General features: G+C 30.5%; 17 protein-coding genes and 1 pseudogene. 5 read left to right on the top strand and 13 right to left on the bottom strand.

All coding sequences use genetic code 11. The features are described from left to right. Positions 1 to 351 precede the first annotated feature (351 nt). The 6 genes from Q428_RS03400 to Q428_RS03375 form a co-directional block, all read right to left on the bottom strand. Positions 352 to 1209 (bottom strand): formate/nitrite transporter family protein, encoded by an 858-nt coding sequence (locus tag Q428_RS03400; RefSeq protein WP_035378216.1) that lies wholly within the window; start codon positions 1207 to 1209, stop codon positions 352 to 354. Positions 1210 to 1376: 167 nt separating this feature from the next. Continuing rightward, on the bottom strand, positions 1377 to 2075 hold the full coding sequence (locus tag Q428_RS03395) for a PHP domain-containing protein (protein ID WP_207639967.1): 699 nt from the start codon (positions 2073 to 2075) through the stop codon (positions 1377 to 1379). Between the two features lie 14 nt (positions 2076 to 2089). Then, positions 2090 to 2422, bottom strand: a complete 333-nt coding sequence (locus tag Q428_RS03390) for an AraC family transcriptional regulator (RefSeq protein ID WP_035378324.1) — start codon at positions 2420 to 2422, stop codon at positions 2090 to 2092. Then, complete coding sequence (locus Q428_RS03385) at positions 2409 to 3659, bottom strand: [Fe-Fe] hydrogenase large subunit C-terminal domain-containing protein (RefSeq protein ID WP_051514880.1); 1251 nt, start codon at positions 3657 to 3659, stop codon at positions 2409 to 2411. Before Q428_RS03385 ends, Q428_RS03390 begins: the two co-directional genes overlap by 14 nt. Positions 3660 to 3668: 9 nt before the next feature. Next, on the bottom strand, positions 3669 to 4097 hold the full coding sequence (locus Q428_RS03380; protein ID WP_035378212.1) for an ATP-binding protein: 429 nt from the start codon (positions 4095 to 4097) through the stop codon (positions 3669 to 3671). Then, on the bottom strand, positions 4066 to 4446 hold the full coding sequence (locus Q428_RS03375; RefSeq protein WP_035378210.1) for a DRTGG domain-containing protein: 381 nt from the start codon (positions 4444 to 4446) through the stop codon (positions 4066 to 4068). Before Q428_RS03375 ends, Q428_RS03380 begins: the two co-directional genes overlap by 32 nt. 275 nt (positions 4447 to 4721) lie before the next feature. Between Q428_RS03375 and Q428_RS03370 the strand changes: the two genes are divergently transcribed. The 3 genes from Q428_RS03370 to Q428_RS03360 are packed head-to-tail and all read left to right on the top strand — an operon-like array spanning position 4722 to position 11897. After that, a complete protein-coding gene (locus Q428_RS03370) occupies positions 4722 to 9593 on the top strand; it encodes a nicotinate-nicotinamide nucleotide adenylyltransferase (protein WP_035378208.1) in 4872 nt (1623 codons plus the stop codon). Positions 9594 to 9609: 16 nt separating this feature from the next. After that, on the top strand, positions 9610 to 10857 hold the full coding sequence (locus tag Q428_RS03365) for a lactate/malate family dehydrogenase (protein WP_051514878.1): 1248 nt from the start codon (positions 9610 to 9612) through the stop codon (positions 10855 to 10857). Beyond that, a complete protein-coding gene (locus Q428_RS03360) occupies positions 10854 to 11897 on the top strand; it encodes a flavodoxin family protein (protein WP_035378205.1) in 1044 nt (347 codons plus the stop codon). The genes Q428_RS03365 and Q428_RS03360 overlap by 4 nt, the downstream gene beginning before the upstream one ends. A 23-nt stretch (positions 11898 to 11920) precedes the next feature. Here Q428_RS03360 and Q428_RS16490 read toward each other — a convergent pair whose 3' ends face one another. Both Q428_RS16490 and Q428_RS03355 read right to left on the bottom strand, forming a co-directional pair. Then, positions 11921 to 12403, bottom strand: coding sequence for a 3'-5' exonuclease (locus tag Q428_RS16490; RefSeq protein WP_341348999.1), 483 nt, complete (start codon positions 12401 to 12403; stop codon positions 11921 to 11923). Between the two features lie 158 nt (positions 12404 to 12561). Then, on the bottom strand, positions 12562 to 14211 hold the full coding sequence (locus tag Q428_RS03355) for a HelD family protein (RefSeq protein ID WP_341348998.1): 1650 nt from the start codon (positions 14209 to 14211) through the stop codon (positions 12562 to 12564). Positions 14212 to 14599: 388 nt separating this feature from the next. On the opposite strand from Q428_RS03355, the gene Q428_RS03350 reads away from it, so the two are divergent. Both Q428_RS03350 and Q428_RS03345 read left to right on the top strand, forming a co-directional pair. Beyond that, entirely contained in the window at positions 14600 to 15847 is a 1248-nt protein-coding gene (locus Q428_RS03350; RefSeq protein WP_035378203.1) for an NAD(P)-dependent oxidoreductase, read from the top strand. 119 nt (positions 15848 to 15966) lie between these two features. After that, complete coding sequence (locus tag Q428_RS03345; RefSeq protein ID WP_035378201.1) at positions 15967 to 16488, top strand: peptidylprolyl isomerase; 522 nt, start codon at positions 15967 to 15969, stop codon at positions 16486 to 16488. 119 nt (positions 16489 to 16607) lie between these two features. On the opposite strand, the pseudogene Q428_RS16485 reads toward Q428_RS03345, so the two are convergent. The 5 genes and pseudogenes from Q428_RS16485 to Q428_RS03320 all read right to left on the bottom strand — a co-directional run. Continuing rightward, positions 16608 to 17075: pseudogene (locus tag Q428_RS16485) on the bottom strand (nicotinamide-nucleotide amidohydrolase family protein); the annotation flags it as partial. Positions 17076 to 17126: 51 nt separating this feature from the next. Beyond that, entirely contained in the window at positions 17127 to 17975 is an 849-nt protein-coding gene (locus Q428_RS16480) for a M15 family metallopeptidase (protein ID WP_051514872.1), read from the bottom strand. A gap of 426 nt (positions 17976 to 18401) precedes the next feature. Next, a complete protein-coding gene (pyrR, locus tag Q428_RS03330; RefSeq protein WP_035378200.1) occupies positions 18402 to 18938 on the bottom strand; it encodes a bifunctional pyr operon transcriptional regulator/uracil phosphoribosyltransferase PyrR in 537 nt (178 codons plus the stop codon). Positions 18939 to 19150: 212 nt separating this feature from the next. Next, a complete protein-coding gene (locus Q428_RS03325) occupies positions 19151 to 19843 on the bottom strand; it encodes a hypothetical protein (protein ID WP_035378198.1) in 693 nt (230 codons plus the stop codon). 31 nt (positions 19844 to 19874) lie between these two features. Then, on the bottom strand, positions 19875 to 20798 hold the full coding sequence (locus tag Q428_RS03320) for an RluA family pseudouridine synthase (protein ID WP_035378196.1): 924 nt from the start codon (positions 20796 to 20798) through the stop codon (positions 19875 to 19877). Positions 20799 to 20823 lie beyond the last annotated feature (25 nt).

The raw sequence follows: 20823 nt of genomic DNA, 5'->3' as shown, positions 1-20823 counted from the left end.
CACAAATACCGTTTTTTTTCAACACTATCTGGAAAGGAAGTTTTAAAGACGACAAAAAAAAGATTAGTTTGATAACTAACCTCAGATTGTTGACAAATCTAATTGTTTGTTAAAGTATGAAAAAGCCCCATAAAAGGATTTCAAAAGGTATATTTCATGAGCTTTAGCAATTCTTGTCTTTCGACTTTGAAAAAGTCCGTAAATCGCACAGGACGTGCCGAGCCGAGGGGCCATCAGGAGGATGGCATCCCGAGGGGAGGGCTTTTTTAAACAAAGAAAAACTTAGAATTGCTTGGCGAAATGAAGGGATACCCAAGAAATCCTTCATGGGGTAAATCGATATATAACTTTTCAACAGCCTGAGATTTCCCTTTTAATTAAAACTTTATCGGGAAAACGTTTATATACTGTCCAATAGGATAAAGCTATAATTATAGATCCTCCTATTATATTTCCTAAAGTTACTGGAATGATGTTATTAATAGCATGAGTTATATCTATTTTTGCAAGTTTCTCAGCTGTTATATGGCTCATTTTTATATAATTTATATTATTTTTTGCTAATAAGGCTATTGTAAAATAGTACATATTGGCTATACTGTGTTCAAATCCTGATACAATAAATGCCATCACGGGAAACCATATAGCAAATATTTTTCCAACAACATCTCTGGCAGCATATGATGCCCAAACTGCCACAGAAACAAGTATATTACAAAGTATCCCACTAGAAAAAGCCTGTCTGAAAGATAAACTGGATTTTGTTGAGGCTATTTTTAGGACATAACCCCCAAGTTTTCCACTGTTTGCATCTAATAGTCCAGTGTTAAATATTAAAAATGCTATAATAAATGAACCAATAAAATTTCCTATATAAACAATTACCCAATTCTTCAGCATTTTAGATATGGTTATCTTTTTATCACTTAGTGCTGCAACCATCAAAGTGTTACCTGTAAAAAGTTCTCCTCCACATATTATTACCAAAATAAGACCTACAGGAAATATTGCTCCAGAAACCAGCTTGGCTACTCCATAGTTTTCAATATTATGGGAGGCTGTTGATGCAGTAAATGCTCCAAGGGATATAAAAACCCCTGCTAAGATCGATAAAATCAAAGTCTGAGTCGAAAAGGATTTTGTTTTTTTAATGCCTACATTTATCCCTTCTTCACAAATCTCCGCTGATGTCAATATTCTTTTGTCCATATTACCCTCCATATTACATTATTTCCAGGGAAATTTTTCCATATACTTTCCCATATGCAAGTTTATTTCAACCTGAACTTTATCCATTCCAATAACCAATTATAAATTTCTTCCCCCTAGAATACAATAGAAATTATTATTTACTTTGGTAATAAAATAAAATCAAGTTAATTATTGAGATAGTTTAAAATGCTTTTTACGCTGTATTCTGAAACTTCTATTGAAAAAACACTTTCTAAAATGTCTTGCAAATAATGTGCATCAGAAGATTGAATAAATTTATAATTATCTTTGATAATCCCTGAAGAAATTAAATTTCTTAATTTTTGTTCTGAATTATATTCTAAACATTTAATTCCTAGATAATCAGGTATAAAACCAAGGCTTGTTATAACACTGTAAGAATCCCTGTCAACATGGGCAGGAATAAAAACTCCTCCCAATTCTTTAACACTATAAAAAGCATCGTCAAAAGATATTTCTGATGAAAGTAAAAGCATTCTTTCATTTATTCCAACAATCTCATCATTTATATCACATATCAGTTGCTGCCCAAATACATCATGTTTATTTAATTTATATGTCAGATTACTATATACATAATTTTGAAACTCCATTGCATCTTCTACACTTTTAAAAAGACATAAAGAATGTACATCTTCCTTTGTTTGAAGTTCCATTCCAGGAATCACGATAATGTTGTTTTTAATTCCAACCTCAACGCAAGCTGCAACATTTTCACAACTATTATGATCAGTAATTGCTATTGCATCTAACCCCTTAAGCTTAGCCATATTTATTATATTGTTGGGAGTCATATCATTATCGCCACAAGGTGAAAGTGCCGAGTGTATATGAAAATCCACATATATTTCCATGTTTATATACCTAACTCCTTTAACTTACCACAAATTTCAAATGCACTTTCTTCTCCTTGAAGGATAGCAATATTTTCTTGATTAGCTTTGTCTAATGTTACTCTATCTACTTCTATATTCTCTGGAATGATTATACAAGAAAACTCTGCCAATAATGCTACTGCTACTATGTTGGGATGTACCTGCACTGTTATCCATGCATTACTTTTTGAACCATGGGACATCACCCAACTTAACAAGTCACATGAATATCCACCCTTTACTTCTTTCTCCATACCACTATTATTTGTTAAAACCTTCAAGTTAAGTTTCTCAGCTACTTCACTTACCTTCATTTCCTTCACCTCCTTTTAAAGTTATAAATTTACATTCATCAACCGTTGACAACCCCCTTACCACATCTTCTGCAAAAGCCTTACATGATGGTGAGCCACACTGACCACAATCTGTCCCAGGCAGCGAGTTAATTAATTTATTCATAAAGTTCATTTTTTTAACAGCGCTAGCAAAGTCCTCTGCCAGTTTAGGGTTGTATGTTTTATTATTTTTCATATCAGATAAAAATCTACTTTTATATTCTTCACTCATTTCATTTATCTCACATCTTTTATCTAACTTATCATAATACTTATTTATTATTCTTCTTGCGTTAAAGGGATTATCTGCTAATAATATTCCTCCAAGACATCCTTCTGTGCAAGCAAAGGCCTCTACAAAATCAACGTTGCTTAATTTTCCCTTCTCTATTTCATCCAATACTTTAATAACATTTTCAACCCCATATACCGCTATATATTCCTCAAGATTCATTGCTTTACTCTGTCCCCCAGGTATAGCCCAAGCTATTCCTGTTGATGACATATTACTATTACTTTGGGGAGCTGCAGCTTTATTTTTGTTAATATATTTAAGCAATTGAGGAAATAAATCGCTTATTGCTAAAACTCCATCAATATGTGTTTCGCTGCTTAAAAATGGATATTTGCCTTTTGTTACCCTAGAAACACAGGGAGATAAATAAAATATGCCAATTCCATCACTGTTCTCACCATATTTTTCTCTAATTAATATCGCCGCAACCTCAATTGGAGTAAGAACTTTTACAATGTGATCAACCAGTTCCGGATAATTTACTTGAATTAATCTGATTATACTTGGGCAGAATGGAGAAATTGCAGGTTTTGGCATTTTTTCTATTTCGTTTTTAGTTATTTCCGTTACAATATCACATGCATATGTTATGTCAAAAACCTCATCAAAGCCAAGGCTTTTTATTGCATCATTTATCAAACCAGGTTCTATATATTCTCCAAACTGTGAATATAAGGTCACTGAAGGTATAGCAATTTTAGTTTTAAAATTATCTAAAACATCAAGCACATCCCTTTTACCAACATGGGCGTTATAAGGGCATACTTTTATGCATACTCCACAATCAATACATCTATCTCCATATATTACAGCCTTAGAATTTTTCAATCTTATAGCCTCAACTGGACATTTTATCATACACCTGGTACATCCGTTGCATTTTTCCTCGATAAGTTCCACTGAATGGAATATTTCATTCATACAATCACCCTAATCTATAAAAATTACTATTCTAACATTGGTATACTCACCAACAACAGAAGTTATTTCAAATTCATCACTGCTCTTTCTTATATTAGGCAATCCCATGCCAGCACCAAAACCCATTTCTCTGGCTACATCAGGCGCTGTTGAATAGCCCTCAGTCATTGCAAGTTCAATATCCTTAATGCCTGGTCCCTTATCCTTTGCATTCATCTCTATCCTATCTTCAAAAATATCTACATCAATACATCCTCCATAGCTATGAATTACTATATTCATTTCAGCTTCATAACAAGCAACACAAAGCCTTTTAATTATTGCATTGTCTACTCCTAGCTGCATAAGGGCTTTTTTGATGTTACTTGAAGCCTCTCCAGCCTTCATGAAATCACCGTGTATTATTTCATAATGTAGATTTATCAAAGCTTTTTCCATTTATATGTTCAGCTCCCTTTAAGCCATTTTTGTATAATATCCCACAGGCATCAAACATTATATATTGGGTTGACATCAAACAAATTCCCTTTTCCTTTGCCAAATTTATTGTAAGTTCATCTGGCGTCTTGCCTCTGACATATATTATACACTTTATATCCATCATTTCAGCCGTCCTTATAGTTTGAATATTAACCAACCCTGTTAATAATATGGTGTCTCCGTTAACCAATGAAAGCACATCGCTCATTAAGTCACAGCCAAAAGCATATTTTACATCCATATCAAGTATGTCTTCCCCAGTCAAAACATCTGCATTTACCATATCCTTTATTTCTCGTAATTTCATAAAGTTCCCCCATAATTTAATTTTTTGAAAAAAACTTAATATTGTTTTAAATCCCTTCATATAACTCATAATATAAAGGAATAAGTTGTTTGTTTATATTGTTCTAAATATTGCGACAAAATATCAGAATAATATTATTTTATCATTTTTTTATTCTTACTCCAATATGTTTTACAGTTTTAAATTTGTGTTTATTTAATCTAGTAGCAATTCAGTGGTTATTTTTTAAACAATGTATTTTAATTATAATAACTTTACACTCAGGAGGTCTTAATATGGACATAAATGTTTTGAATATATATCACATGTTGTATGACAGTCTTTTAGATAATTATTGGCTCAATAAAAACAGTTTAGACTCTGTCATTATAAAAAATTATCTTGAAAGTAATTCTTTTAAAGACAGGTTATGCAATATCATAGAAAATAAAAACTTCAGGTGTCAGGATATATTTTTTCTTATTCAGGATTTTCTTTCAAAACTATTTAAACAAATAAAATCTGATGATTTTTTAAATGAAGTTTATTACTATACCCTTAACAAAGCCTTCCCAAGGGATGAAAATCAGAAACTTTATGGCTCTTCTTCTGAGCCATATGAAGTTTATTTAAGATTTTTAAGTTTTTTTTCAGAAATTCAAAAATCTAACCCTGATGAAACATGGCAAAGTAAATATCCTTTAAAATTTTTAGAAGATAGAGAAAGGGAATATATTGAAAGCAAAGAGGAATATAATAAATTCTGTTCAGCTTTTAAAGATGAAAATATATACGAAATAATGAAATTGAATCAGGATGTATTAGGTTATAATACCCTAGACCACATCTGTGGTGTTCACCATCTATCCTTATTTATTTCCAGGCAACTATTTAATCTTAACATACCGATAGATCTTGGCAGGGTTTCTGGGGCTGCAGCTGGACATGATATTGGTAAATATGGCTGTAAAGGTTCTGAACTTAAAAGAGTTCCATATCTGCATTATTACTATACAGACCAATGGTTTAAAAAACATGGAATAACTTATATTGGCCATATAGCATTAAATCATTCAACATGGGACCTTGAATTGGAAAATTTGCCAATCGAATCATTAGTTCTAATTTATTCTGATTTCAGGGTTAAAAATAAAATAATTAATAACAATGCTAAAATGCATATCTATAGTCTTGATGAGTCCTTTGATGTAATACTAAGCAAGCTGGATAATGTTGATGATGCAAAGGAAAAAAGATATCGCAGGGTATATGCAAAACTAAAGGACTTTGAGGACTACATGATAAACTTAGGTATTAGTGTTGATTTTCAGACTGAAAACTTCTTGAAAAGTAATGAGAAAATCAATTTTTCTCTGCTTCACGGTAAGAAAATAATAAATAATATTAAGTACATTGCCATAAATCACAACATCAATTTGATGCATATGCTCAGAGATGAAAATTCTTTAAATTCAATACTTGAACTTGCAAGAAGTGAAACAGATTGGAATAAATTAAGAGAATATTTAAATATCTTTCAAGAATATTCAACCTATCTTACTCAAAAGCAAAAGCTTATTACAATTAAATTTTTATACGAACTTTTAATACATCCAGAAGGAGATATTAGAAGACAATGTGCAGAACTGATTGGCCTGCTTATTGCAACCTTTGATGAAGATTATAGAAAAGAAATCCCTGAAGATGCTATTATGCCCTTATCAGAAATTTCAAGCTGCGATTTGCTTAATAAATACATGATTTTATTTTTAAGCCCAGATCATAAAATAATTGAAAGACATAAAGAATGGATTGGATATAGTGCTTGCCACATGGTTTCTTCACTTTTTTCTCACAGTAGAGAAAAACAAATAAGTTCCTATAAATCTATTATATTTAATTATTTTATTCCAAACTGTTTAGATTCCAATACAAGCCTATATCTTCTGGAGATAGCAAAAAAAATACCTATAAACGATGATGATGATCTAAATTCTAATTTACTGAATTTTATTATGTTTAGTATTAATAACGGGAATCAAACAATCAGATTATCTGCTTTAGAGCTTTCCTTAAACATAATTAAACATTCGGAAATCTATACATTTAAAAATCTTATTAAAGAAATGCTTACAAACCAAACCAGCCGTTCAAAGCTACCCTCAGAGAACTATTTAAAATATAAACTGGCTCAATTTCTTCATTTAGAAGATGAGATTTTAAATAAATTCGCCTCATTTTATCAGAAAGATTTAAGAAAATCCTCTGATATATTTTTAAGTAATCTAAAAACAGCAACGGAGTGGATAGTAAAAAAAATCCAAGTTAAGCTTCTTGTGGAGCATACCCTCAATAACCCTGAAGAAAATGGGTTCTATTCTGCAATGCATTTTTGTAATTTATTAAAAGTTAGTGCCAGTGAAACTGTTAGAAATAAAGCTGGTAAGGCTTTAACCCAAATAATACCTTATCTATCCTTTGAACAGCGTAATGATGTATGTATAGAACTGTTAAGAGCACTTGAAATAGAAGGTTATCAATTTACAAAATTTATACCCCAATATTTAGGTCAGCTGATACTTTATCTAAAACCAATTGAGCTTGACGAATTCATTGATGATTTATCAATAAAAACAAAACAAGCTAACCCCCAGCTCAACTCTTTGCTTTTAAAAACTGTGGGTATAACAATAATCAACTATCCTAAATATAAAAATATCTTTAAGGAACGAAACAAAGAATATAACAGACGACTAATAAAACTTTTGGGTATTCTACTCAATGGCCTAGCTAATTTCAACCCCCAAATAAAACAATTATCCTTTAGTGTTATAGGAAAAGAGATTTTTGGCTCAAAAGCTTTAACCCTTGAACATAAAAAATTAATATTTACTTTAATTTCCAAAAAAATACTGACCTTGATGACAGACCATTTTGAAGAAGAATTATTATTTTTAACTAATTCAGCTGGTTTAAATAACATATACAGGTTTATCTCTGATTATACCTTTTTCTTTGGTGAGATAAATATAAAGCCTCCTAAAAAAATAGCATTTTTTCCAGGAACATTTGATCCATTTTCCCTTAGCCATAAACAAATCGCCAAAGCCATCAGGGATCTTGGATTTGAAGTTTATTTAGCTGTAGATGAGTTTTCTTGGTCAAAGCAGACCCTTCCTAATCTTCTTAGAAGGAATATTATAAATATGTCCGTTGCAGATGAACTTAATATTTATTTATATCCAGAAAACTATCCAGTAAATATATCTAATGATATAGATTTAAAAAATTTACGTGCTACATTCCCAAAATCAGAAATATACGTTGTAGTAGGTAGTGATGTGTTAATCAATGCTTCTGCATACAAAAAACAAAATAAGTCAATTGAAATTTATAATTTTAACCACATTATTTTTGAAAGGAGAGTTTCAAGTCTTCAATATTCTGAAGAAGACTTAAACAAATCCATAAATAACATAAAAGGTAAAGTAATAAAACTTTCATTACCTACCCAGTATGAGGATATCAGTTCCACACAGATACGAAACTATATCGATGAAAACAGAGATATTTCAAGCCTGGTTGATGCACTTGTTCAAAAATATATTTATCAGTTCGGATTTTATCGCAGGGAGCCGCAGCATAAGGCAGTTTTAGAAGAATTCAGTTTAAAAATTGATATAATTGAAGAATTTAATGATGTAATTTTGGAAAAGCTTTATTTACTGTTCGATCTTGATAATGCATACCTAAATAGCCGATTTAGAGATTTCCTCAGTAAGGATTCTCCAAGAATAATTATCATAAGAAATATTAAGGAGGATATCATACTTGGTTTTTCTGCCTTTCATTGGGTTAGATCTAATTCACTGCTTAAAGAATTTAAAGACAGTATGTTATGCGAATACATTAGAGAAAATGCTGTTGGAAGAATAATTTGTATTGATGGTGTTTATATTAATTCAAAATATAAAAACATTAATTTAGAACAAATATTGTTAACCGAAACATTATCACTATGTCTCTCTAAAGATTACGACTATGCAGTTTATAAAAATATGCTTGATAAATATGATTGTCAAGAAATTTACGAAATCCTTGATCTGCAAGGCTTTATAAAAATTCCATGTATTGACTGCCTGACTCCTGTGTACGCAGTTAATATGAATAACCCCTGTACTTTAAATCTTGACATTGATTCTATAATCAAAGAACCTTTTAAAAATAATGAAAAAATAAAAAATGCAATTCTATTATCAAGAAAAAGACTTCAAAAAGCTTTAACTTTACTTTATCCAGGTAATCTTGTTTTGTCCTTTGACAAAGATATACTTTATCAAAGCTTAATTACTAAGATATGTAACGAAAATAATGTCCCTATTAAACAGATGGTGCCAAAGCAACTCGGTAATGCTATGTGCGTTCCCTTTGGGAATATTTTAAGTAGATATGTAATTCCAAATACAGTAACTAAATCTCTACACACCGAAAAATTATATCAGCCAGATTTAAAAAACTTTGAAATAGGCCCATATCCTTATTACTTGGATTTAAAAACACAGATTAAAATGATTAAATCCTTTAAAAGACCTATTATTCTTGTTGATGATATCCTGCACAAAGGATATAGAATAAAGGCTTTAGATCCTCTTTTAAAAAATGAAAACATAGAAGTTCAGAAAATAATTGTCGGCATATTGTCTGGTCGGGGTAAAGAAATAATGGATCTTCAAAATCGCCAAGTTGATAGTGTTTATTATATTCCTAAATTGAAAGTTTGGTTTAATGAAAATAATCTATACCCTTTTATCGGCGGTGATACACTTTGGAGAGATAAAAGTCCCCAAAGAAATCTCATACCTTCAGTTAATTTAATACTTCCTTATGCTTCACCTTTGTATATATTAGGAGCATCTAAGCAAGCATTGTATAATTTATCTAAAACCTGTCTTGAGAATGCTATGGATATTTTAACAGTAATCGAAAATGAATATCAAACTATGAACGAACGTAACTTTACACTGGCATTTTTAGGAGAAGTTTTCATTTACCCACGTTGTCCCGATCATGGTATGGATATCAATTACGATTTAAATCTAAGTCCTAGTCACTATTTAAAAAATGACATGGAACTATTAAAAAGATTAGAAAACATTCTAAATAAATAATTTAAGGGTGATAACTATGTATTATTATTATCTACTAGACGATAAAGTGGCATTTTCCAAATTTAAATTAAATAAATTTCAAGAAATACTCCCTGACCATGCTAGAACTGTTCAAGGAAATATGTTTTATCTTAATCAACTAACACCTGGCAAATCAAGAAAAAGTTTTTGTATTTCAGATCCATCAATGCTGGATATTTCGAAAGAAGATTTAAACCTTTTAAGAACTGGTAAGAAAGAATACAGTGATATACCTGAATGGATACTTGAAAAAATTTCATCTAAAGATGTTATGTGTATTAATATTTCTTATCCAGATTGGCAGTATTTACTTAACAGTACTAAGAAAAAGTCTTACAAAGTTAATATCGTTGGTCTTGGAGATGTAGGTGGAATACTTGCTTTAGGTCTAAAGCTTCAAGGGAATGATATAATAAGCTCTATTGGTATCTATGATGTTGATAAAAATAAAATTCAAAGATGGTATCTAGAGCTTAATCAGATAATTCATCCTAACCATGAGTTTCTTTTTCCTAAGGTAGAAGTAATTGGAATGGATGACTTATTTAATTGTGATATTTTTGTGTTTTGTGTTTCAACAGGAGTTCCTAAAATTGGAGAAGAACAAAATGATGTCCGTTTAGTACAATTTAATGGAAACTCAAAGATTATAAATGAATATTCAAAAAAAGCCCGTAAAGAAAAATTTAAAGGATTATTTGCTGTTGTATCTGATCCAGTTGATTTGCTATGTAAATCAGCCTATTTATCAAGCAATACTGACGAATATGGCAATTATGACTATTTAGGTCTTGCACCAGAACAAATTATAGGTTTTGGTTTAGGTGTTATGGATGCCCGGGCAGCGTTTTATTCTCAAGAAAGTAATGAGACTAGTCACTATATAAAGGAAGGCAGGGTGTTTGGTCCACATGGGGATGGTCTTGTTGTTGCTGACAGCATAATAAGATATAACCATAATATTTCAATTTCACTGACAGAAAAAGTATTAAATTCAAACCTTAAAGTAAGGGAAACTGGATACAAACCTTATATAGCTCCTGCTATATCATCAGGAGCACTATCCATTATTTCCTGTTTAAAGGGCGAATGGCATTACAGTTCTACTTTTGTGGGAGGTGTTTTTATGGGTTTAAAAAACAGGTATACTTCAACAGGAATTGAGCTGGAAAAATTGGAATTACCTGATAATCTGTTTGAAAGGTTATCAGCAACTTACAAATACCTGGAGAAAATTCTATGAGCCAATTGGAATTAATATCACCTGGTCCACTTTCTCATGAACTGCAGATGATGCTAGAACCCATAATCACTGAAAAAAATGTACATGTAATAAATAGTATTAAAGATGTTAATTCATTAGCTAATAGAAAAATAATTTTTGCAGTTGAAGTAGATGATTCAGGTTTTGCCATACCTATTTATGACTTTATAAAAAAGCTATATAAGAGTGATTCAAATTATTTTAAAGACTCTAGTGCAGCCATTTTTATACATAGTTCAAATCAATTATTTACAAAAAGCGTTGCACAAAGCTTAATATTTATAACAAATAAAATGGGATGCCGATATATAGGGCATCCTGTTGTTGAAGCTATTGAAGGCTATAAAAACTTTCATACTTGGCAAAAAACAATGGATATGCCATTAAAGGACATCTGTCACCTCCATTGTCAAAACCTTTATAAACGTTTGATTAACGATGTAATCCCTCATAAAAAACAGCCACATATACTTGTACTTCATGCAAGCTCCCGCAAAACTTCTAATACCCTGTTGCTATGGGATATTATAAAAAAATACTTGTCTAACTGTATTATTGAAGAAATTCATGTTGAAAACGGAACTATTAATGACTGTCGGGGATGTTCATTTAAAACATGTTTACACTATAGTAAACAGGATAGTTGTTTTTACGGAGGTATTGTCGTAGAAGAAGTTTTTCCAGCAATCCAAAGGTGTGATTCTATAATATGGATTTGCCCTAATTACAATGATGCAATTTCAGCTAACCTTACAGCAGTCATAAATAGACTTACTGCCCTATATAGAAAAATTAGCTTCTATGATAAAAGCATTTTCGGAATAATTGTTTCTGGGAATTCCGGTGGTGACTCTGTTGCAAAACAACTTATTGGAGCCCTTAACATTAACAAAGGGTTCAGACTACCTCCAGATTTTGCAATTATGGAAATTGCAAATGACCCAAAGTCAATTCTTAAAGTTGATTCCATAGAGAATAAAGCAAAATCCTTCGCTGAAAATATAATTTTAAATTTTTAATTTTTCATCATTCATTAGTAAAGTTATTGAACTCCTTCTAGCAAAGAAGACAGTTCACTATTGTAATATATATATAGTTTATGAAGTGGCCTTGTCATAGCAACATATAAAAGTTTAACATCAAGCTCCGCTGTTGTATATTTTTCTTTACTTCCATCTGATATGAAAACTACATCAAACTCAAGGCCCTTTGATAAATAAGAAGGAACAACAATAACACCTGTTCTGTATTCCTTTTCTTTGCCCGTTATAATATATGGATTATAATCTTCATTTTTAATACTATTAAAAACTGTTTTGCATTCTTCCAATGTTTTGCATATTATTGCAAAGGTTTTATATCCTTTATTTTTTAAATACTTAATTTTCTTATTAATATCTTCTACAGAACTTCTTAAATTTTCTTTCTTTATTAATGACACTTTCTCTCCATGTCTTATAACTGGCTTTGCAGGAACTAAATTCTCATCCTTTAAATTTGAAATAACCTTATTAGCAGCATCCATAATTTCAACTGTTGTTCTATAACTCTGTTCAAGAGTTAATAATTCACTTTTAACTTCCGAAAAAACAAAATTCCTTATATCTTCCCAATTCTTTGTTCCCCTATATGAATGTATTCCTTGGCTTAAATCTCCTAAAATTGTAAAGGAGCTATCCTTTATTATTTTTTTATTACATATATTTGAAACAAACTGAAGTCCTGTGCCTCGTCAATTACAATATGTTTAACAGGTATTTTCTCATCAATGCCATGAATGCAATATTTTAAATATATAATAGGTGCTAAATCTTCTAATTCAACTTTCTTTGAATCCAATATCTCTAGTGAATAATCTCTAATAAATTTTTGATATTCATCTTCTAACTTGGAATCCGTATATTTATAAAACAACTCCTTATTGCTAATTAAATTGTAATAATACTCGTAAGGATCTATTTTAGAAATTTTTTTAACGTAGTCATTAACAGCTTTTTTTGAAACATTATCTAGTTTTGAGATAAGTTCATATTTCCTATCTATTATCTTACCTATTTTTTCACGTCTTTCTTCGCCATCCTCCATTTTGGTTTTTAGAAATTTTACTCTCTTATCACATTCATTCTCAATATAAGAAAGAATACTTTCCTTTTTATATTTTAGTCTATTTATAAGGTGCTTTTTTATCTCCAAAATTCTTTTACTCATGGCTAAATCTTTATATTCATTTAAAAACAAATGGTTTATGTCCTCATATTTTAGAATCACTATTTTACCTATCATAAAATCTTCTTTTGGTATAAAATTCTTTTCAATATCCTTAATATACTCATCTAGAATCTCTTTAAACATCATAGAAGATTTAAATTTTGACTCTACCTCAACTAATTTATTTTTTTCAACTTCTAAATCCGTTGCATTGTTGTTTACAAAATTAGTTAGTTTTTCATTTGTATCTGTTAACTTAAACTTTTTCCCTATAAGCTCCATAGCAAAATCTTCAAAGGTTGTTTGTTTAACTTTGTCAACGCCTAGCTCTGGCAAAACCTCTGAAATATAGTTAAGAAATAATCTATTAGGAGCTATTATCATAAAATTTTCAGGAACAAAAGTTTTTTCATATGTATAAATTAAATATGCTATTCTATGAAGGGCTATTGTAGTTTTTCCACTACCTGCAGCTCCCTGTACAATTAATGGTTTCCACATATCTGCCCTTATTATTCTATTTTGTTCAGCCTGTATAGTTGAAACTATATCTTTTAATCTATTATCAGCATTTGCCCCAAGATATGTCTGCAGAAATTCATCATTGGTTGTTATATCTATATCAAATATTTCATTTAGAATTCCCTTTTCAATAGAAAATTGTCTTTTTAAAGACAGATTTCCAGTTATCTTCCCATCAGGACATAAATAACTTGCTTCACCAAGCCGTTCTTCGTAATATAAGTTAGATATCGGAGCACGCCAATCTACAATTACTAGTTCCTGGTTTTCCTCCTTCATAAGAGATACCTTTCCAATATATATCTTCTCTATTTGTTCTTTATCTTTCTCTTTAAAATCTATTCTTGCAAAATAAGGTTTGCTCTGTGCATCCAACAGTTTTTTTAGTTTTATCTTGATACTTTCTTCAAACATACTGTTTAGCATTAAATCTATATATGCCTGGCTGCTATCAGAATTTAAACTTTTCCTGCTGCCTAACAAATCCTCTTCAACCTTTTTCTGTCGCCTGGTCATTGATATTATACTTTTTTCTACATAATCAAGTGTATAATCTAATCTTTTAATTTCTTCATTATAATCTGGATGGGTTTTGGCTGGCATAGATTCAACCTCCCTTTATTAAAATGTTACAGGTATTAATTTTGAAAAGTACTATATATTATATCACAATCTTCTTTTTATTAAATAAAGTTATTTCCCATTAAAAACATTTATTGCAAAACCCGAATTGTAAAACAACTTTTATGCTATTATTAAAGTCATATATTTTAGAACATCATAATAATTGCAAAATTCTTAGACACCTATCAAACATGAATAATTATATAATTAATTTTATATTTATTATTATATTTTGTTATTTTTTTATCATATATCTCTTGTCCACTACGTTTTTAGTTTTTGTAATTTTCTGTGTATTGTATATATTGTTGTATAAATAAAGATAATCAAATATAATTAAGGCATAATTTATACAGGAGTTGATTTTATGGGTAGACACATTATCGAAGAAGCAAAAAAATGTCTTCAATGCAAAAATCCTAAATGCAAGGAAGGTTGTCCAGTCAATACACCAATTAATGAAATCATTAACTTATTACTTGATGGAAAAATTATTGAATCTGGGGAAAAACTCTTTCTTAACAATCCCCTTTCAGTTGTTTGTTCACTTGTTTGCCCTCATGAATCTCAATGTGAAGGAAGCTGCATTCTAGGTAAAAAAGGATCCCCTGTTCAAGTTAGCTCAATAGAAAACTATATTTCTGAATACTATCTAAATGTAATGAACTTAAAACCAATTAAAGATATAAACAAGAAAGTTGCCATTATTGGTTCTGGCCCTGCTGGTATAACTATTGCTTTTTTGCTGGCACTTAAATCATATGACATAACAATTTTTGAAGCCCATGATAAAATAGGTGGAGTTCTAAGATATGGAATACCGGAGTTTAGATTGCCAAAAAATATTCTTGAAAAACTTAAAGAAAAATTGATTCAAATAGGTGTAAAAATTAGACCAAATACACTGATTGGTCCCCACATTACTATTGATGATTTGTTTAGGGATGGTTATAAAGCTGTATTCATCGGTACAGGTGTATGGAAACCAAATACCCTTGGAATAAAAGGAGAAAGTCTAGGTCATGTTCACTATGCAATCGATTATTTAAAAAACCCTGATGTTTATAATTTAGGCGATAGGGTATGTATTATTGGTGCTGGAAATGTTGCAATGGACGTTGCCAGAACAGCTCTTAGAAATGGATCTAGGGAAGTATATGTTATGTATAGAAAGGGTGAAAACTCTGTAACTGCCAGAAAACACGAAATAGAATATGCAAAACTTGATGGAGTAAAATTTGAATTTTATAAAAATCCTGTTGAAATTGTTGATGAAGGTATCAAATATGTAAAAACAAAAGAAATTATAGACGAGCAAGGAAAAGAAAGACTTATATCAATTGAAGGTTCAGAAGATATTTTCCCAGCTGATTCTATAATAATTGCAATAAGTCAAGGTCCAAGAACAAATATTGTTTCAAGTACAACTGGTATTGATATTAATAATAGAGGCTTAGTAGTTGTGGATGCATTTGGAAGAACAACAAGGGAAGGGGTTTTTGCATCAGGAGATGTTGTAACTGGGGCGAAGACTGTTGTGGAGGCTGTAAAATTTTCAAAACTTGTAGTAGAAGCAATTGATGAATATGTGACCCAAAAACTTAAAACTTCATAGAACTAGTTTGATAAAATTTCTCTCAATAATTTGTTTATATTAGTAATTTTATTTTATTTTGCATAATCTAGATAAATTTTGGTATAATATCTATATCTCAAGAAGAAAGGATGATAAAAATGCAAAAAAATCCAATTGTAACGATTGAAATGGAGAATGGTAACCAAATTAAAATAGAGCTATATCCAGAAATCGCTCCAAATACTGTTAATAATTTTATTTCTTTAGTAAAGAAAGGTTTTTATGATGGGTTAATTTTCCATAGAGTTATTCCTGGATTTGTGATTCAAGGTGGTTGCCCAGAAGGAACTGGTATTGGGGGGCCAGGTTATTCAATTAAAGGTGAGTTCTCAAAGAATGGCTTTAATAACGAATTGAAGCACGAAAGAGGAGTAATATCAATGGCAAGAGCCGCTTCTTTCAATTCAGCTGGTTCACAGTTTTTCATAATGACAGATGATGCTCCACACTTAGATGGACAATATGCTGCATTTGGAAGAGTAACAGAAGGTATGTCAGAGGTTGATAGGATTGTTTCTGTTAAAAGAGACAGATATGACAAACCACTAGAACCTCAAAGAATGAAGAAAGTAACGGTGGATACTTTTGGTATAGAATACGGGGAAGTAGAAAAAATGTAACAATATTAAGTGATAAAAAGTGCCATAAGTTTAAGAAGTTCACTATATAAATCTTTGAAAACATAAACTTTTAAACTGTATATGGCACTTCTATTTTCTTATATTATCAATTTAACTCCTCAATCACTCAATTCCATCATTAACCATTCTAAAAGTTTACACACAGTTTCTTTTCTTATTGTATTTCTATCACCATTGAGTCTTAATTCCTTAGACTTCACAACTCCATTTTTATAAAAACCTAAATATACAAGCCCAACAGGTTTTTCTTCAGTTCCCCCACCCGGTCCTGCTATCCCGGTTGTTGAAACACCTATATCAGTACCAGCAGATTTTGCTATGCCTTCTGCCATTTCTTCAGCAGTTTGAAAACTAACAGCCCCATATTTTTTTAAAGTACATTCTTTGACATTTAATCTCTTTATCTTAGATTCATTACTATAAGTAACCGCTCCTTCGTAAAATACAGAAGATATTCCAGGATAGTTAATTAGTGTTGCTGCAACTAACCCCCCAGTGCATGATTCTGCTGTTGAAATAGTTAAATTTTTTCTTATTAATAGTTCCCCAATAATCTCTTCTATTGACTTTCCATACCTTAACATAAAATCACCAGCCATTTCTTAAATTTGATGTAATCATTTAATATCTTCTAGTCTAATATTTAACAACGGATATTTTTCCCAATCGCTATCTGTAAAATGCCACCATTCATTCTTTACTGATATAAATCCATTTTTCTCCATGACACTTCTTAGGCATTCAAGGTTTTTTTTCTGTATCTCAGACATGCCTATATAATTTTGTGATGCTCTATTGGTGAATTCATCAAAACCAGTTGGCATACTAAGTTCTCTTTCATCTTCATCAACAAGTGTAATATCAACTGCTGCTCCTCTATTGTGCTTTGAACCACTTACAGGATTGGCTAAGAATTCCTTATCTACTGCAATATCATATAAAATTTTCTGAACGTAATATGGTCTGTATGCATCCCATATTTTTATTCTATATCCCATCTTATTAAACTCATTGTTTGCATTTATTAATTTTTTAGCTGTCTCTCTTCGTAACATGCATACAGCCTTAGGATAAATCTTTTGTCTAGTAAAGTTTTCTTCAGTTGCATATCTAAGTTCAATAACAAAGTTACTATCTATTTCCTCTAAATTAACCAAACCTTTTATATCCCTGACTTCATCAATTTTTTTCTTTTTGGGCTCTGAAATATAGTTGTTTGCACTGGTTTGTTTTTCTACTCTCTTTCCTTTGTTATCTATCTTACTAAATACTGAAACAGATTTTTTATATGTTTCATCCACTAATATTAAAATTTTCCCTAAAAATTCGTCTGTTTCTATCAATCTAAATGTATTAGTATTTTTTTCATTTTCAAAGACAAAATATACATATAAACTCATTATAGAAAGACAGATTAAAATTGTTGCAATACAAAAATTAATAATAACTTTTTCATGTCTTCCCATTGCTACTGCTCCTTTTTAATATCTTATAAAAATATTATCGTGTAATTTCATAAATTCCTGTACACTTAATTTAACATTCACTTCAAAGAAATATCCGAGCTGTTAACTTATTTTATCTGAATTAAAAGCAAAAAAGTCATGATATTATTACAGAAAATTTGTGTCCTTATTTGTAGTAAGTATCTTCTCCCATGTAACAATTTTATATGTAACACAACAAACTATCTCTGCTTACTTAAGATAATTATTTTTAACAAAAGAGAGATTTAGACTTACCATTTTTTAAGGCGTTGAACTTCTGCAATAACTCATGACGTTCTAAAATATGTGCTTTTTAAAGTGTCTATAATATTAAAGTGAACATTTCTATTACTTTATCTTATCAATATCTAATTTTAATATAATATATAACTTAATACCATACAGCTATCTTTCAGTTATAACAACTTCATCCTTTTCATCTGTTTCTTTAAGTTTTACATGTACAATTTCTAAAGTTGAGGTTGGTACATTCTTTCCAACATAATCTGCTCTTATTGGTAGCTCTCTATGTCCTCTATCAATTAATACTGCCAATTGTATAGCCTTTGGTCTTCCAATATGGATAATAGCATCCATTGCTGCCCTTACTGTTCTTCCAGTATAAAGAACATCATCAACCAGAATAACTATCTTATCTTTAATATCAAAATCAATAGAAGTCTGATTTAAATTGGGTTGTTCAAATTGTTCTGTTAAATCATCTCTATATAGGGTAATGTCTAGAACACCAACCGGGATTTTTACACCTTCAAACTCCTCGATATATTGAGCTATTTTCTTTGCCAGTGGAACTCCTCTGGTTTTTATACCTACAAGAGCAACATTTTCAACACCTTTAGTTCTTTCTATAATTTCATGAGAAATTCTTTTAAGCGCTCTGTTTATACCATTTTCATCTAGAAGCTGTGCCTTAATTTCCATATTTACACCTCATCTTCATATTTATGATAACAAAAAACTTCTTACAAAGTAAGAAGCCAATTTATGTACTGGTGTACAAATCTATTTAACTCCTTACAGACTCACCGGACTGAATTAAAGGATTCCATTAACATCAACAATATACCACATAATCTTTTGATATTCAACACACTTGTTTTGGATTTAAAATACATGGTATTGACATTCAATAATTATTTTCTAAAACTTATTTCATTTAATGACTCAACATGATCAAAGTTCAATTCTTTACCGTTATAGAGAAACCTTATTCCATCAATCCAGTCTCCCCTATAATCTCTTTGCAAAAAAGTTTCAATTAATGTTGTAGCTGTAACTGTTCCACCTGCAGAACCTTGAAAATAGTCCTTTGCCCATGAGCTTCCCTTATGTCTCGAATAATCATTTATGCCCTGATTAATTTTAGATTCTTTCAAATTAATAACTGCTATCTTTCTACCATCTGTATTTTCTATTTTTTCTATCTTTATTTCCAATCCATTGAAATAAACATCCGATAAAGTTTTTCCAAGCATATCTAGTTTATTTATTATGGATATGTTTTTCGGAATATACACCCATAAACCTATTTCTTTTTCGTAAGTATCATTATTAGCTGTATATATTTTATATATATTATCACTTTTATTCAATGCTTCGTCATTTATACTGATTGTGCTGTTTTTCAATTCATTTATTTCTTTGGTTAGTTCAGACAGGTTTTTTTCTAATTCACTATTTCTTTTTTCCAATTTACTTTTATCTGATTTAATTGAAATCAGTTCCTGATTCAATCTTTGGTTTTCAGTTCTAACGGAATTAGAACAACCTGTAACAAAAAGGATTCCTAATATAAAAATAGATATTGTTGTTAACGTTTTTTTCATTTCAAGCACTCCTTTTTAGAAGCTTTTATCTTTATTTCTGATTTCTAAGCTTCTTTATTAATTCTTCAAAATACTCCGGAAGTTGTGAAGAAAACTCCATATATTCTCCCGAGTAAGGATGGATAAATCCTAAAGTTTTTGCATGCAGCGCCTGACCACTAAGTTTAATTTTTTGTCTTTTATGTCCATATACAGGATCCCCAACTAAAGGATGACCAAGATAAGACATATGTACTCTAATCTGATGTGTTCTTCCTGTTTCTAATCTTGCTTCTATTAAAGTATTTTCCTTAAATCTTTCTAAAACCCTAAAATGTGTAATTGCATGTCTTCCGTTTTTCTGTAGAACAGCCATCTTCTTTCTCTCAATGGGATGTCTGCCTATTAATGTTTCAATTGTCCCAGCATCTTTTTTAATCACCCCCTCTGTTAGAGCTATATATATTCTTTTAACACTATGTTCTTTTATCTGTTCTGCTAAACTCCTATGGGCGATATCGTTTTTTGCAATCACAAGAACTCCAGAAGTATCTTTATCTATTCTATGTACTATACCTGGTCTAATAACTCCATTTATGCTCGACAGAGTCTTGCACTTTGCCAATAAAGCATTTACTAAAGTACCAGTATAATTCCCGGCAGCAGGATGAACTACCATTCCCTGTGGCTTGTTTACAACTGCAAGATAATCATCCTCATATAATATCTCTATGTCTATGTTTTCTGCCTTCACTTCAAGCTTTACTGGTTCAGGTATAAATATTTGAATTTTATCATTTAATCTAACTTTATAGTTACTTTTAATTTCTTTTTCATTAACTTTAATTTTTCCTTCTTCCACTAGTTTTTGTATTTGTGATCTTGACATTTCAGCTAGACTTTCATTTAAGAAAACATCTATTCTTTTACCAACATTATCAGTTTCTACAATAACTTCTTTAACTTCCTTAATCATAAAATCACTCCTACAACTTTTCCGG

Source organism: Fervidicella metallireducens AeB (genome assembly GCF_000601455.1).
In the GTDB taxonomy this organism is placed as follows: domain Bacteria; phylum Bacillota; class Clostridia; order Clostridiales; family Caloramatoraceae; genus Fervidicella; species Fervidicella metallireducens.
This window is presented reverse-complemented; position numbering and strand designations above follow the sequence as displayed.

Coding starts and splice junctions, on each gene's coding strand:
- Q428_RS03400 (WP_035378216.1), bottom strand. CDS start 1,209: ATGGACAAAAGAATATTGACATCAGCGGAGATTTGTGAAGAAGGGATA.
- Q428_RS03390 (WP_035378324.1), bottom strand. CDS start 2,422: ATGAAGGTAAGTGAAGTAGCTGAGAAACTTAACTTGAAGGTTTTAACA.
- Q428_RS03385 (WP_051514880.1), bottom strand. CDS start 3,659: ATGAATGAAATATTCCATTCAGTGGAACTTATCGAGGAAAAATGCAAC.
- Q428_RS03380 (WP_035378212.1), bottom strand. CDS start 4,097: ATGGAAAAAGCTTTGATAAATCTACATTATGAAATAATACACGGTGAT.
- Q428_RS03375 (WP_035378210.1), bottom strand. CDS start 4,446: ATGAAATTACGAGAAATAAAGGATATGGTAAATGCAGATGTTTTGACT.
- Q428_RS03370 (WP_035378208.1), top strand. CDS start 4,722: ATGGACATAAATGTTTTGAATATATATCACATGTTGTATGACAGTCTT.
- Q428_RS03365 (WP_051514878.1), top strand. CDS start 9,610: ATGTATTATTATTATCTACTAGACGATAAAGTGGCATTTTCCAAATTT.
- Q428_RS03360 (WP_035378205.1), top strand. CDS start 10,854: ATGAGCCAATTGGAATTAATATCACCTGGTCCACTTTCTCATGAACTG.
- Q428_RS16490 (WP_341348999.1), bottom strand. CDS start 12,403: ATGGATGCTGCTAATAAGGTTATTTCAAATTTAAAGGATGAGAATTTA.
- Q428_RS03355 (WP_341348998.1), bottom strand. CDS start 14,211: ATGCCAGCCAAAACCCATCCAGATTATAATGAAGAAATTAAAAGATTA.
- Q428_RS03350 (WP_035378203.1), top strand. CDS start 14,600: ATGGGTAGACACATTATCGAAGAAGCAAAAAAATGTCTTCAATGCAAA.
- Q428_RS03345 (WP_035378201.1), top strand. CDS start 15,967: ATGCAAAAAAATCCAATTGTAACGATTGAAATGGAGAATGGTAACCAA.
- Q428_RS16480 (WP_051514872.1), bottom strand. CDS start 17,975: ATGGGAAGACATGAAAAAGTTATTATTAATTTTTGTATTGCAACAATT.
- pyrR (WP_035378200.1), bottom strand. CDS start 18,938: ATGGAAATTAAGGCACAGCTTCTAGATGAAAATGGTATAAACAGAGCG.
- Q428_RS03325 (WP_035378198.1), bottom strand. CDS start 19,843: ATGAAAAAAACGTTAACAACAATATCTATTTTTATATTAGGAATCCTT.
- Q428_RS03320 (WP_035378196.1), bottom strand. CDS start 20,798: ATGATTAAGGAAGTTAAAGAAGTTATTGTAGAAACTGATAATGTTGGT.